17 protein-coding genes are annotated in these 12,879 nt (G+C 73.7%); 5 read left to right on the top strand and 12 right to left on the bottom strand.

What is annotated here, in order from left to right:
* From BLW78_RS21170 to BLW78_RS21120, 11 genes are all read right to left on the bottom strand, one after another.
* Positions 1-251 (bottom strand): 1-deoxy-D-xylulose-5-phosphate synthase N-terminal domain-containing protein (locus BLW78_RS21170; RefSeq protein ID WP_280142478.1); only part of this gene is annotated, 251 nt, incomplete at its 3' end.
* A 43-nt stretch (positions 252-294) separates the two neighbouring features.
* Positions 295-555, bottom strand: coding sequence for an exodeoxyribonuclease VII small subunit (locus BLW78_RS21165; protein ID WP_012320922.1), 261 nt, complete (start codon positions 553-555; stop codon positions 295-297).
* Positions 556-694: 139 nt separating this feature from the next.
* Positions 695-1,207, bottom strand: coding sequence for a tyrosine phosphatase family protein (locus BLW78_RS21160; RefSeq protein ID WP_091681886.1), 513 nt, complete (start codon positions 1,205-1,207; stop codon positions 695-697).
* Positions 1,208-1,257: 50 nt separating this feature from the next.
* Positions 1,258-1,818 carry an HD domain-containing protein gene (locus tag BLW78_RS21155; protein WP_091681884.1) on the bottom strand — a complete coding sequence of 187 codons (561 nt, stop codon included), beginning with the start codon at positions 1,816-1,818 and terminating at the stop codon, positions 1,258-1,260.
* 26 nt (positions 1,819-1,844) lie between these two features.
* A complete protein-coding gene (locus BLW78_RS21150) occupies positions 1,845-2,459 on the bottom strand; it encodes a DNA-3-methyladenine glycosylase I (protein WP_091681883.1) in 615 nt (204 codons plus the stop codon).
* Between the two features lie 130 nt (positions 2,460-2,589).
* A complete protein-coding gene (locus BLW78_RS21145; RefSeq protein WP_091681881.1) occupies positions 2,590-3,441 on the bottom strand; it encodes a CAF17-like 4Fe-4S cluster assembly/insertion protein YgfZ in 852 nt (283 codons plus the stop codon).
* Positions 3,442-3,542: 101 nt separating this feature from the next.
* Positions 3,543-3,797 carry a hypothetical protein gene (locus tag BLW78_RS21140; protein ID WP_012320917.1) on the bottom strand — a complete coding sequence of 85 codons (255 nt, stop codon included), beginning with the start codon at positions 3,795-3,797 and terminating at the stop codon, positions 3,543-3,545.
* 159 nt (positions 3,798-3,956) lie between these two features.
* On the bottom strand, positions 3,957-4,415 hold the full coding sequence (locus tag BLW78_RS21135; RefSeq protein WP_020093933.1) for a TIGR02301 family protein: 459 nt from the start codon (positions 4,413-4,415) through the stop codon (positions 3,957-3,959).
* A complete protein-coding gene (locus tag BLW78_RS21130) occupies positions 4,412-4,948 on the bottom strand; it encodes an NUDIX hydrolase (RefSeq protein WP_091681879.1) in 537 nt (178 codons plus the stop codon). The genes BLW78_RS21135 and BLW78_RS21130 overlap by 4 nt, the downstream gene beginning before the upstream one ends.
* Complete coding sequence (locus tag BLW78_RS21125) at positions 4,945-6,102, bottom strand: hypothetical protein (RefSeq protein ID WP_244527001.1); 1,158 nt, start codon at positions 6,100-6,102, stop codon at positions 4,945-4,947. The genes BLW78_RS21130 and BLW78_RS21125 overlap by 4 nt, the downstream gene beginning before the upstream one ends.
* Positions 6,103-6,140: 38 nt before the next feature.
* Positions 6,141-6,863 carry an SDR family NAD(P)-dependent oxidoreductase gene (locus tag BLW78_RS21120; RefSeq protein WP_041372745.1) on the bottom strand — a complete coding sequence of 241 codons (723 nt, stop codon included), beginning with the start codon at positions 6,861-6,863 and terminating at the stop codon, positions 6,141-6,143.
* 174 nt (positions 6,864-7,037) lie between these two features.
* Here BLW78_RS21120 and BLW78_RS21115 point away from each other — a divergent pair, with 174 nt between their 5' ends.
* The 4 genes from BLW78_RS21115 (at position 7,038) to thiL (ending at position 9,879) form a co-directional block, all read left to right on the top strand.
* Positions 7,038-7,625: a carboxymuconolactone decarboxylase family protein gene (locus BLW78_RS21115; protein ID WP_091681875.1), complete on the top strand. Its 588-nt coding sequence runs from the start codon at positions 7,038-7,040 to the stop codon at positions 7,623-7,625.
* Between the two features lie 143 nt (positions 7,626-7,768).
* Entirely contained in the window at positions 7,769-8,263 is a 495-nt protein-coding gene (ribH, locus tag BLW78_RS21110; RefSeq protein WP_020093929.1) for a 6,7-dimethyl-8-ribityllumazine synthase, read from the top strand.
* Positions 8,264-8,274: 11 nt separating this feature from the next.
* Positions 8,275-8,880, top strand: coding sequence for a transcription antitermination factor NusB (nusB, locus tag BLW78_RS21105; RefSeq protein WP_170855209.1), 606 nt, complete (start codon positions 8,275-8,277; stop codon positions 8,878-8,880).
* Positions 8,881-8,883: 3 nt separating this feature from the next.
* Entirely contained in the window at positions 8,884-9,879 is a 996-nt protein-coding gene (gene thiL, locus BLW78_RS21100; protein ID WP_091681872.1) for a thiamine-phosphate kinase, read from the top strand.
* Here thiL and BLW78_RS21095 read toward each other — a convergent pair.
* Positions 9,799-10,170, bottom strand: a complete 372-nt coding sequence (locus tag BLW78_RS21095; RefSeq protein ID WP_091681905.1) for a hypothetical protein — start codon at positions 10,168-10,170, stop codon at positions 9,799-9,801. The genes thiL and BLW78_RS21095 overlap by 81 nt on opposite strands.
* Positions 10,171-10,617: 447 nt before the next feature.
* Here BLW78_RS21095 and BLW78_RS21090 point away from each other — a divergent pair, with 447 nt between their 5' ends.
* Positions 10,618-12,762, top strand: coding sequence for a sodium-translocating pyrophosphatase (locus BLW78_RS21090; RefSeq protein WP_091681870.1), 2,145 nt, complete (start codon positions 10,618-10,620; stop codon positions 12,760-12,762).
* The last annotated feature ends 117 nt before the right edge of the window (positions 12,763-12,879 follow it).

Here is a 12,879-nt window from a genome sequence, read left to right as displayed (position 1 = left end):
GGGTAGCACTGGTGTCCGACGTCCCAGACGATGCGGTCGTCGGGGGTGTCGAACACGTGGTGGAGCGCCACGGTCAGCTCGACCACACCCAAACCCGAGCCGAGATGGCCGCCGGTGATCGAGACCGCGTCGATCATCTCGGCGCGCACCGCGTCGGCCACCGCCTGCAGCTCCGACTCCGGAAGGCGCCGCAGCGCCGAAGGAGACGGAACGCGGTCGAGAAGTGCACTCTGCTCGGGGGTAATCGCCACGGCATCAACCTCTAACGGATGGGATCGGTTCGACCGCCGAGCCTCAGGACATGTCGAGTGGGGCGACGCCCTCGGGCCGCCCGTCGGAGCCCAGCGTGATCCGCTGGATCCGCGCCTCGGCCCGCTTCAGCAGCGCCTCGCAATGCTTCTTCAGCACCTCGCCGCGCTCGTAGATCGCCACCGACTCGTCGAGCGGCACGTCGCCGCGCTCGAGCCGGCGGACGATTTCCTCGAGCTGTTCCAGCGCCTTCTCGAAGGGCAGGTCGCCGGCGGCGGGGGCCACCTCGGGTCTGCTCGCACTCATCCCAGATACTTCCTTTGGGGGTGTTTGTACGGCGCGATCCCCTGTCGCCACAACCCTGGGGGCCAGTCCGCCGGCCGGGTCCGCACCGTTTTGGACGGCCGCGGCGGCGTTTGCGCCACACTTCGCACCTGCGTTCGGTTCACGCCAGCGCGAGGGTGAACGGCGTGCCCTCGAAGGCGTCGGCGCCGCGCCCGATGCGGGCGATCGCCGCGACCATGCGGCCGTCGCGGTCCAGCATCCGGTCGGCGATCGCCACGAACAGGGCGTTGGGCGTCGCCGAGGGCGAGGCGGACCGCAGGGCGTCGGCGATCGCCGCCTCGTCGCGCTCGGGCGCCAGCGCGCAGGCCGCGATGTAGGCGGCCGCCGTCGAGCGGCTGATCCCGGCGTAGCAGTGGATCACCAGCGGCTTCTCCCGCGGCCAGGTCCGGACGAAGTCGAGAAGCCGGGCCACGTGTTCTTCAGCCGGCAAAACGTGCCCGTCCCGGGCCGCCGCGATGTCGCTGACCCAGATGATGGCGTGGTTCGCGGCGTCGATCACGGCCGGCCGCTCCAGCGGCGTGCCGACATTGATCAGCGTGAGCACGTGGCTCGCGCCCGTGGCGGTGACGGTCTCGGGCAGGCGCGAGAGCGGACAGACGTGGAGGGTCGGCATGGTGGGGCGCCAGTGACCTGCGATCGTGACGGATCGAGGGCGAAGATCCGTCAGGGCGGGGACAGGGCGGTGAAGCGCGCGAGGAATCGCGCCTCGGCCTCGGCGGTCGGCCACGGCCCGGCCAGGGCCGACACCGACTCGGGCAGGTCGACCGAGGGGCCGAAATAGCGCTCGGCCTCCTCCGGCGCGAAGCCGGCGAGGCGCACCGCCTCGGCGTGGGCGGCGATCCGGTCGGCCCGCTTCACGAGCCGGGCGAGGGCGGGCGAGGGGGCGGCCAGCTCGAAGCGGCGGCGCACCGCCGCGAGCAGGCGGAGCTCGACGCCGCGATAGGCGTCGCCGATGGCGGCCTTGAGCGGCGAGATGATGTCCCCGACCACGTATTCCGGCGCGTCGTGCAGGAGCAGCTCGAGCCCGTCCCGGTCGGTGCAGCCGGGGGCGAGGTGGCGGCCCACCGCCTCGACCAGCAGGCTGTGCTGGGCCACCGAGAAGACGTGCGGCCCGCGGGTCTGGCCGTTCCAGCGCGCGACCCGGGCGAGGCCGTGGGCGATGTCGGCGATCTCGATGTCCCCGGGCGCCGGGTCGAGGAGGTCGAGGCGGCGGCCAGAGAGCATGCGCTGCCACGCGCGCGGCGGCGCGCTCACCGGGACCCGCCGAGCGCAGCGCAGGGCCCGTGCCGGTGGCAGCCGACGAGGTGATCGTTGACCATGCCCACCGCCTGCATGAACGCGTGCACGATGGTCGGCCCGCAGAAGGAGAAGCCCTCGGCCTTCAGGGCCTTGCCGATCGCCCGGGAGACCGGCGTCTCGGTGGCGATCTCCGCGCGGGTCCGGGCCGTGCCCTGGACCGGCCGGCCGTCGACGAAGTCCCAGAGGAAGTGCGCGAAGCCGGGGCCGCGCTCCTCGATCCGCAGCCACGCCCGGGCGCCCGCGACGGTGCCCTGGATCTTGGCGCGGTTGCGGATGATGCGGGTGTCGGCCATCAGCCGCGCGACGTCCGCGTCGGTGAAGCGGGCGATCCGCTCGGGATCGAAATCCGCGAAGGCGTCGCGGAACCCGTCCCGGCGGCGCAGGATGGTGATCCACGACAGCCCGGCCTGGAAGCCGTCGAGGATCAGCTTCTCGTAGAGAGCGCGGCCGTCATGCTCGGGCACGCCCCACTCGGTGTCGTGATAGGCGACGTAGAGCGGGTCGAGCCCGGCCCACCAGCAGCGTGGGCAGCCGTCGGGATGGTCGATGAGGCCGGTCTCGGACATACGGCGATGGTAACGAGAACAGGAGCGGAACGCCACCGTCGCGGCGGCGGCCGCACGGCCGCCCCGACGGTCCCTTCCGCCGGTGCAAGACGAGCCGCGGTCACGCGGACCGATCCCGCACGTCGCGATCCTACCCGGCCGCGCTCGCCGCCGCGTCCGGCATGGCGAAGGTCGCGCAGGCGGGGCGCGTCAGCGTCACGGGCTGGTCGCCCGCGCGCGGGGTCTCGCCGGAGGCGAGCGCGTCGCCCAGTCGGTCGAGGCGGACCGTGGCGAGGCCGCGGTTCCCCGCGGCGCTGCCCGTGGTGCCGAGCACCTTGCCGCCCGCGGTGATCTCGATGCCGGGCGCGGGCGCGGCGTCCGCGTAGACGGCCGCCAGGATGCGGGTCCGGGCCGTGCCGCGGTGCTGCATCCGCGAGACCACCTCCTGGCCGACGTAGCAGCCCTTGCGGAAGTCGACGCCGCCGAGCTGATCCATCAGCGCCTCGTGCGGGAAGGCGTCGCCGAAGGCGAAGTCGCGTCCGCCCTCGGGCACGCCGAGGGCGATCCGGTGCGCGTGGTAGTCGGCCTCGGCGGCGTCCGCCGAGAAGGCGCCCGCTTCGGCGTAGAGACGGGCGCCGAGATCGGCCGCGCGGGAATCGGCCAGCGCCTCCGCGGCGGGCGGGGCCGCGCCGGCCCAGGCCGCTGCGACCGCGACGGTCGGGTCGGCCGCGATGGTCGCCTGCGCGCGCAGGCGATAGAGCGTCAGGCGCTTGGCGAGGTCCGCGGCCCTGTCGGCCAGCACGTCGAACCGGAAGCCGTCGGGGATCCGCGAGACCAGGAAATCGAAGAGGATCTTGCCCTGCGGCGTGAGCAGGGCGCCGAGGCGCGCCTCGCCGGGCTGGAGCGTCTCGACGTTGCAGGTCAGGACGCCCTGGAGCAGCGTCGTGGCGTCCGGTCCGGTGACGGTGACCAGGGCGCGGTCCGGCAGCAGGGCGACGGGCATGGGCGGCGATTCCTCGGGGCGCGAACGGTCCGGCTGGCCGGACCGCGGACCCGGGACGTAGTCGCTGACCGCCCGCGCCTCAACCGTCCGCGCTCACCTGCTCAATGCTGGAGCGTCGTGGTGAACGCGCCCCCGCGGATGCGCTCCGGGAATCCCTCCGCGTAGCGGGCCGTGGCTTCTTCGCCGTACGTCGTCACGAGTTCCTGAAAAGCCGCGAACAGGGCGGCCTGGGCCATGCAGTCACCGTCGAGACCATCGAGGCAGCCTTCCGCGAACGCTTCCGAGACGTAACTCAGCGCGACGCGTTTCTCCTCGACATCGACCTCGATGGGGGCGGTGTGAGAGCTGTGCTGCATGGCCGGATACTTCCATTGCGCCGGACACGGGGCCCGGCGGACGCAATGGATGATAAGCAGGTCCCGGCGGCTCGGCCAGCCGAGAATTTCGGATCGGTTAACGCGAGCGCTCAAATCCGATGTTTCGCCGGCATCGCCGGTATGTGTGCTGTACCTGCATCACCCCCCGAAACGCCCGGCCAGAGCGTGCGACAGCCGGTCGCCCTCCGCGACGTACCGTGCGGCCGCCTCGTGGGCCGCGGGCGTGCAGACCCGGTAGGTCAGCGCGTAGCCGCGATAGCCGCGGTTGTAGGCGCCGGCCAGCCGGTCGCGGCGGGCCGGGGTCACGCCCTCGGAGTCGATCAGCGCCTTCATGCGGGCCGGCCAGTCGGCCGCGTCCGGGGCCGCGCAGAGGTTCCGCAGGAACGCCAGGGCCCCGATGATCTCGGACATGCGCAGCAGGTCGCGGTCGTAGGGCGCGGGCACGTCCGCGGGGGCGGGCGCCTCCTTGGACGGCTCCTTCGCGGCTTCCTTGGCGGGCGCGCCGCTCCGGCCGGAGCGCTGCTGCGCCAGCGCCGGCGCGGAGACCGGGCCTGCCAGGAGCGCCAGCAGGCACAGGAGGGTCGCGGGGCGCCTCACGCCGTCGGCTCCCCGCCCGGCATTCCCGCGCGGTTCGCGTGCCGATCCGCGCTCCCGTCCGTGGTTCCATCCATGCCCCGGGCCGCCACCCGCGCGAAGGCCTCGCGCAGGGTGTCGACCAAGCCGGGGGTGGTCGGAAGGGTCGCGACCTCCGCGAGCGTCGCCCACCGGGTGCCCAAGGCTTCGGGCCCGGCCACCGGCTCGCCGCCGCACCACAGGGCGGCGTGCGGGTGGACGACGTAGTGGTGGCGGGCCCGGCCGGCCTCGTCCCGGACGATGATCTCCGTGGGCGAGAGCACGCCGACCACCTCGGCGGGCAGGCCGACCTCCTCGGACAGTTCGCGCAGGGCCGCCTCGGCCAGGGACTCGCCCGCCTCCACGAGGCCGCCCGGCAGGGTCCAGACGCCGCGCATCGGCTCGTTGGCCCGCGCCGCCAGCAGGACCCGCTCGCCGCGGATCACCGCGATCGACGCGCCCACGAAGGGCCGGGCCGGGAACAGCCGGCTGTCGGGATCCGGTGCGCCCGCGGTCACGGCTTGCCCCCGTCCGGTGCCACGACGGCCACCCGGCCGTCGGCGAGGCCGACGAGCAGCCGCGCCGCCGCGCCCTCGCCGAGGACGACGATGCCGGTCTCCGCGGGGGCCGGCAGCGGCACGCGCGCCCGCTCGCGCAGGCCGCCCTTGGCCGCCACGAAGGCGATCTCCGGCCGGCCCGCCACCGGCAGGACGAGCTCGGGGCTGCCGCCGGCCGGAACGGTCACGGCGAGATCCGAATCGCCGTCGCCGGCCGCGTAGCCCGCGGCCTCGCCGGCGGGCTCGATCGCGTCGGGACGCAGCGTCCAGAGCTGGAGCCGGCCCTTGGCGCTGACCGTCGCGGCCTGGGTGGCGCCCGATCCGGAGAAATCCGCGATGCCGGCGATCTTGAGGGGTGGGCCCGGCTGGGCGGGCGTGCGGGCGGCGACGGCCCAGGCCGCGCCCGGATCGCCGGCGGGCCGGTCGATCAGCACGAGGCCACCGGCATCCGCGCCGGACAGCGTCGCCGCCAGCAGCGCCGGGCGGTCCCCGAGGCGCAGCAGGCGCGGCCGCAGCGGCGCGAACACGGCCTCGCCCCCCGCCGGCACCGTCACGGTGGCCACGGGGACGGGCTTCGGATCGGTGCTCACCGCCATCGGCTGGCGCTCGCGGATCGTCAGCACCGCGGCGGCCGCGCCGCCGTCGGGGGCGCGGGTGCGCCCGGTGAGATAGGCGCTCAGGGGGCCCGAGAGGGCCCGGCGCGAGCCCGGCAGGGCCCCGCGCGGCGTCTCGGCGGCGGTCAGCCCCTCGACCGCGTCCCGGCCGATCGGCCGCACGGTGACGCCGCCCTCCGCGAGGGCGAGCACGGCGCCGCCGTCGTCGCCCCAGACCACGGCGATCGGCGCGCTCTCCTCGTCGCCGGCCTGCTGTCCGCCGCCCTGCGTGCCGGCCTTTCCCCCTGCCGTGTTGCCGGTGATCGGCAGGAGCCCGGACGTCGCCACCGAGACCGCGGCCTCGCTGCGCGAGCCGCGCAGCGCCCGCACCTTGAAGGGCAGGTCGAGGATCCGGATCCCGGGCTCGGCCCGCGCCCCCGCGACGGGCGCGACGCACGCGAGGAGGCCCAGGAGGAGCGCGACCCGCCCGCGGCGCGCCGCCGGGTGTCGGCGCGGTAACACCGTGCGCGCGGAAGCGCCCCAGGAAGCGACCGATCTGGTCAAACGTGCTGGCCGCCGTTGATGTGGAGCTCGGCGCCGTTCACGTAGGAGGAGGCCTCGGTGCACAGGAAGTAGATCGCCTTGGCGACCTCGTCAGGCGTGCCGAGCCGGCGCTGCGGGATCTGCTCGACGAGCTTCTCGGTGCCGGGCGACAGGATCGACGTGTCGATCTCGCCCGGCGAGATCGCGTTCACCCGCACGCCGAGCGGCCCGAAATCGGCGGCCATCTCGCGGGTCAGGCCCGCCAGCGCCGCCTTGGAGGTGCCGTACGCCGCCCCCGCGAAGGGGTGGACGCGCGAGCCGGCGATCGACGTCACGTTGACGACCGAACCCTTGGCCCGGGCCAGTTCCTCGCGCAGGCCCCGGGCCAGCAGGATCGTGGCGAAGAGGTTGACCTGGAAGACCCGCTGCCACGTGTCGAACTCGGTGGCCAGCGCGCCGAGGCGCTCGCCCTCCGGCCCCTTCGGCGAGATCCCGGCATTGTTGACCAGCGCGTGCAGCACCCCGCCCTCGGCGGCGAGCCGGCCCCGCACCTCCTCGACGGCGCGGACCGTGTCCTGCGCGTCGGCGAGGTCGACCTGTAGGTGGTCCTCGGGCCCCATCTCCCAGGGGCAGTTCTCCGGGAAGGCGTGGCGCGAGCAGGTGATCACGCGCCAACCCGCGGCCGAGAAGCGCTTGACGGTGGCGTGGCCGATGCCCCGGCTCGCGCCCGTGAGCAGCATGATGCGCCGGCGTTCGTTGACGGGGAGGGCCAAAGCCGTAAGCCTCGCTGGCGTTCAGGGATCGCCGCCCGGTCGGGCGCGGTGCGTGCCGGTGAGCCCCAATGGTCTAGGCGCACGGGCACCGGAAATCCAGAGCGGGCCGCGCGTCGGCGCCGGAGCACGGAGGGGAAACGCATGGCCAGCGGGCAGACCAGCGCGGAGCGCATGCCGGAGATCCCGGCCGGCGGCCTGTCCCCGGCGCAGGAAGAGGCGGCGGCCGCGTTCCGGGCCGAGCGCGGCGTCCCGGTCTTCGGGCCGTTCGTGCCGCTCCTGCGCAGCCCCGAGCTGATGCTGTGCGCGAGCCGGATGGGCCAGTACCTGCGCTACGGCAGCGTCCTGCCACTGCGGATCAGCGAGTTCGTGATCCTGGTGGTCGCGCGGGAGTGGAGCCAGCCGGTCGAATGGGCGATCCACCACCCGATCGCCCTCGAGGCCGGAGTCACCCCCGAGACCGCGCGAGCGCTGGCCGCGGGGCGCCGCCCCGACACAATGAGCGCCGACGAGGCCCTCGCCTACGCGTTCTCGACCGAGCTGATGCGCAACCGCGCGGTGAGCGACGCGACCTACGCGGCCCTGGTCGCGCGCTTCGGCGAGCAGGGGGCGATCGATCTGACCGGCATCAACGGCTACTACGCGCTGCTCGCCATGACGATGAACGTCGCCCGCACGGCCCTGCCGGAGGGCGGCCCCGCGGCCCCGCCGCTGCCGCCGCTGGTCGGGTAGGGCGCGCCGCCGCGGCCGCGGCGCGGGCCGGGGGCGATCCCGCGCGGCTTGTGGCGCCGGCCGCTTCGGTCTAACCGTCCTCCCCCGTGCGGGTGCCCGACGTGCCGCCCGCCCGTTCCCGAAAACCCGGCCGGACGAGAGCCATGGTCGCCCATACCCGCGCCGATTCGGCGCCCAAGCCCACCGACCCGGCGCTCGCCGGCGCCCGGATCCTCGTGGTCGAGGCGCGCTACTACGACGCGATCGCCGACGAACTCCTGGCCGGCGCCCTGGCGGCGATCGCGGCCGCCGACGCGCAGGCCACCGTGGTCACCGTGCCGGGGGCCCTGGAGATCCCCGCCGCCGTGGCGATCCTGCTCGACACGGGCGCCTACGACGCCGTGGTGGCGCTCGGCTGCGTGATCCGCGGCGAGACCGGCCACTACGACATCGTCGCCGGCGAGAGCGCCCGGGCGCTCATGGACCTGTCGGTGCAGCGCCGCGTGCCGCTGGGCAACGGCATCCTCACGGTCGAGACCGAGGCGCAGGCGCTCGCCCGCGCCCGGGTCGCCGAGATGAACAAGGGCGGCGGCGCCGCCGAGGCGGCGCTCGGCGTGCTCGCCCTGAAGCGTGCGGCCGAAGGCGCGCGCCCGCGATGACGGATACACCCATGACCGGGACCCCCGAGACCCAGCCGGAGACCGGCGCGGAGAATGGCACCGGCACCGCCGGCGCCCCCGCCAAGATCAGCCTGCGCAGCGGCGCCCGCCTCGCGGTGGTGCAGGCGCTCTACGAGATGGACGTCTCCGGCAAGGGCGTGCTCGACGCCCTCGCCGAGTTCGAGACCTTCTGGATCGGCCAGGAGGTCGACGGGATCGCCCATCCCCCGGCCGAGACCGCGTTCTTCCGCGACCTGCTGCGCGGCACGGTCGAGGAGCAGCGCGCCATCGACCCCAAGCTCGACCAGGCCCTCGCGCAGGGCTGGCCGCTGCGCCGCATCGAGATCGTGCTCCGGGCGATCCTGCGGGCGGGCGCCTACGAGCTGATGTTCCGCCGCGACGTGCCGGCGGCCGCGGCGATCTCGGAATACGTCGACGTCGCCCACAGCTTCTACACGGCCGACGAGCCGGGCCTCGTCAACGCCGTCCTCGACCGGGTCGCCCGGGAGGTCCGGCCGGGCGAGGTCGGGGCCCCGAAGGCCTCGGGCAAGCCGGGCTCGTCCAAGCCGCTCCCCGGCAAAGCTGCGGCTGGGAAACCGTCGGCCGGGAAGGCCTGAGTCTTGGCCGGGCCGGCCCGCGCCTCCGAGGAGGGGCTGATCGCCCGCTACTTCGCCCCGCTCGCGGGGCCGGGCGCCGACGGGCTCCGGGACGACGCCGCCACGCTGACGCCCGCGCCGGGCCACGACCTCGTCCTCACTGCCGACGCCGTGGTGGCGGGCGTCCACTACTTCGCGGAGGATCCGCCGGCCTCGATCGCCCGCAAGGCGCTCGGCGTGAACCTCTCCGACATCGCCGCCAAGGGCGCGGTCCCGCGCGGCTTCCTGCTGACCCTCGCGCTGCCCGACGACTGGACGGAGGCCTGGCTCGCCGGATTCGCGCAGGGGCTCGGCGCGGCGGCCGAGGTGGCCGGCTGCCCGCTGCTGGGCGGCGACACGGTGCGCTCCGGCGGCCCCGCGCTGATCTCGGTGAGCGTGTTCGGCGAACTGCCGACCGGCGCCATCGTGCGGCGCACCACCGCGCGGGTCGGCGACCGGATCTGCGTCACCGGCACGATCGGCGACGCCGCCCTCGGCCTGCGGATGCGCCTGGAGGGCGACGCCCCCTGGCTGGGCGGCCTCGATCCGGCGCTGCGGGCCGAACTCGCCGACCGCTACCTGCACCCGCGCCCGCGGCTCGCCGCCGCGCCGGCCATCCGCCGCCACGCCTCGGCGGCCATGGACGTGTCCGACGGCCTCGCGGGCGATCTCGCCAAGATGCTGGGCGCGGGCCGCACCGCCCGGGTGGCGACGGCGGACGTGCCGCTCTCGGAGGCGGCCCGGTGCGCCTGCGCGGCGGACCCCGCCCTGATCGAGGCGGTCCTGACCGGCGGCGACGATTACGAGATCCTCTGCACCGTCGCGCCGGAGCGCCTGGCGGATTTCCGGGCCGAGGCCGCGGCGGCCGGGATCGCCGTCGCCGCCATCGGCACCGTCACCTCAGGCGACGGCCCGCCGCGCTTCGAAATGCGCGATGGCGCCGAGCGCGTGTTCGCGGCCGGAGCCTTCAGCCACTTCTGACGCCCAGATCGCGTCCGGTCCCGAGATCATCGGGCCGGCGGAATCCCCGACCGGGTGGCCGATCTGGCGCCGGACCTCGCCGATCATCGCGGCGGCGACCACCGGGATCCAGCGGCCGGCCGGGTCCCCGCCCGCGCCCGGCGCCCGGGACAGGGCGCGCTGCAGCACGCAGAGCAGGTCGTCCTGGATCGTGACCGGCTGCGCCGCGACCCGCTCTGCGATCAGGAAGCCGACCGCGCCGCTCAACACCTCGATGGTCGCCGCCAACCTGTCGGCCTGGTCGCTGCTCATGGCGAGTCCCTCGTCCGAATACAACCAAAAATAGAATATCGGTTGGTTAAGGCGACGTTAACGGCCGCTCGAGCCGCTCGCGTTCGTGATGTTCCGGTTCGGGGGACGGGCATCTCCGCTCGCGGGAGCCGCGCTCGGCCCCTCTCCCGCACGGAAGAGGGGGCTCGCGCCCATGGAACCGGGTGCAGCGGCCGGCGGGAAACCAGATCTGCAACATAATGCAGCATTGCGGGTTCGAGGGCTTTTTGGCCCGCGGGTCGTGAGACCCGATTCCCGGCGTCGCCCGCCGACGCGGCGTTTGCGCTCCCCGGCGAAGTTTGGCAATCAAGGCATTGTTCTGGGAAGGAAAGCCCCGAATCCGAGCGCCGCGTCCCATGGCCGTCGTCCGGCGGCCAAGCTCGACAATCACAAGCCAACGCCAGGCACGATAATAACAAGGACGGTCGAATGATTCCCTTGGTCCTGATCATCGCGGGCGGGCTCTGCGCCGTCGCCTACGGCATCGTCACGATCCTCGACGTGATGCGGCGCGACGCCGGCACGCAGCGCATGCAGGAGATCGCCGCCGCCATCGCCGAGGGCGCGCAGGCCTATCTCCGGCGGCAGTACACGACGATCGGCCTCGTCGGCGTCGTCCTGTTCGTCCTCCTCGCCGTCTTCCTCGGGATCAAGGTCGCGGTCGGCTTCCTGATCGGCGCCGTGCTGTCGGGCGCGGCCGGCTTCATCGGCATGAACGTCTCGGTGCGGGCCAACGTCCGCACGGCCCAGGCCGCCTCGACCTCGCTGGGCGGCGGCCTCGACGTTGCCTTCAAGTCGGGGGCGGTGACCGGCATGCTGGTGGCGGGCCTCGCGCTGCTCGGCGTGGCCCTCTACTACCTGTTCCTCACCCGCGCCGCCCATCTCGAGCCGTCGAGCCGCGAGGTGATCGACGCCCTCGTGGCGCTCGGCTTCGGCGCCTCGCTGATCTCGATCTTCGCCCGCCTCGGCGGCGGCATCTTCACCAAGGGCGCCGATGTCGGCGGCGACCTCGTCGGCAAGGTCGAGGCCGGCATCCCGGAGGACGATCCGCGCAACCCCGCCACCATCGCCGACAACGTCGGCGACAATGTCGGCGACTGCGCCGGCATGGCGGCCGACCTGTTCGAGACCTACGCGGTCACGGTCGTCGCCACGATGGTGCTGGCCGCGATCTTCTTCTCCGGCGCGGGCGGGAGCAACCGCGACGTCCTCGAGCCGATGATGCTGTACCCGCTCGCCATCGGGTCGGCCTGCATCCTCACCTCCATCGCCGGCACCTACGCGGTGCGGCTCGGCGCGAACCAGTCGATCATGGGGGCGCTCTACAAGGGGCTGATCGCCGCCGGCGTGCTCTCCATCGCGGCGATCGCGGCGGTCAACATGACCCTGCTCGGCGGCTTCTCGACGAGCTTCACCACCTCGACCGGCCTGACCTTCACGTCGGCCGCGCTGTTCGGCTGCGCGGTGATCGGGCTCGCCATCACGGCGCTGATCGTCGTGATCACCGAGTACTACACGGGCACCAACTTCCGCCCGGTGAAGTCGATCGCCGACGCGTCGGTGACCGGCCACGGCACCAACGTGATCCAGGGGCTGGCGATCTCGCTCGAATCGACCGCGCTGCCGGCCATCGTGATCGTGGCGGGCATCATCAGCACCTACGCGCTCGCCGGCCTGTTCGGCATCGCCATCGCGGTCACCGCCATGCTGGCGCTCGCGGGCTTCATCGTGGCGCTGGACGCCTTCGGGCCGGTCACCGACAATGCCGGCGGCATCGCCGAGATGGCGGGCCTGCCCTCGGAGGTGCGCAAGTCGACCGACGCCCTCGACGCGGTCGGCAACACCACCAAGGCGGTGACGAAGGGCTATGCGATCGGCTCGGCGGGTCTCGGCGCGCTGGTGCTGTTTGCCGCCTACACGTCGGACCTGAACTACTTCATCGCCCATGCGAGCCCGACGCAGTACCGCTTCTTCCAGGGCGTCAGCGTCGATTTCTCGCTCTCCAACCCCTACGTCGTGGTCGGGCTGCTGCTCGGCGGCCTGATCCCGTTCCTGTTCGCCGGCATCGCCATGACGGCGGTCGGGCGCGCGGCGGGCGCGGTGGTCGAGGAGGTCCGACGCCAGTTCCGGGCCAAGCCCGGCATCATGCAGGGCACGGACCGGCCAGATTACGGGCGGGCGGTGGACATGCTCACCCGCGCGGCGATCAAGGAGATGATCATCCCGTCGCTGCTGCCGGTCCTGTCGCCGATAGTGCTGTTCTTCGTGATCCAGTTCATCGCCGGGAAGAACCAGGCCTTCGCCACCGTGGGCGCGAGCCTGCTCGGCGTGATCCTCACCGGCCTCTACGTGGCGATCTCGATGACCTCGGGCGGCGGCGCCTGGGACAACGCCAAGAAGTACATCGAGGACGGCCACCACGGCGGCAAGGGCTCCGACGCCCACAAGGCGGCTGTGACCGGTGACACGGTCGGCGACCCCTACAAGGACACCGCCGGTCCGGCGGTGAACCCGGCGATCAAGATCACCAACATCATCGCCCTACTGCTGCTCGCCGTGCTGGCGCACAGCTGAGTTCCGCGAAGACCGGATCGGCCGACGGGGCCGGGCTCTCCGCGAGCCCGGCCCTTCCCGTTTCGCCGTGTGCGCCCCCGCACGCGACGGCCAGTCCCGCGGCGCAGCACCTTGGCA

The sequence above is a fragment of the Methylobacterium sp. 275MFSha3.1 genome (assembly GCF_900108435.1).
Classification (GTDB): Bacteria; Pseudomonadota; Alphaproteobacteria; order Rhizobiales; family Beijerinckiaceae; genus Methylobacterium.
This window is presented reverse-complemented; position numbering and strand designations above follow the sequence as displayed.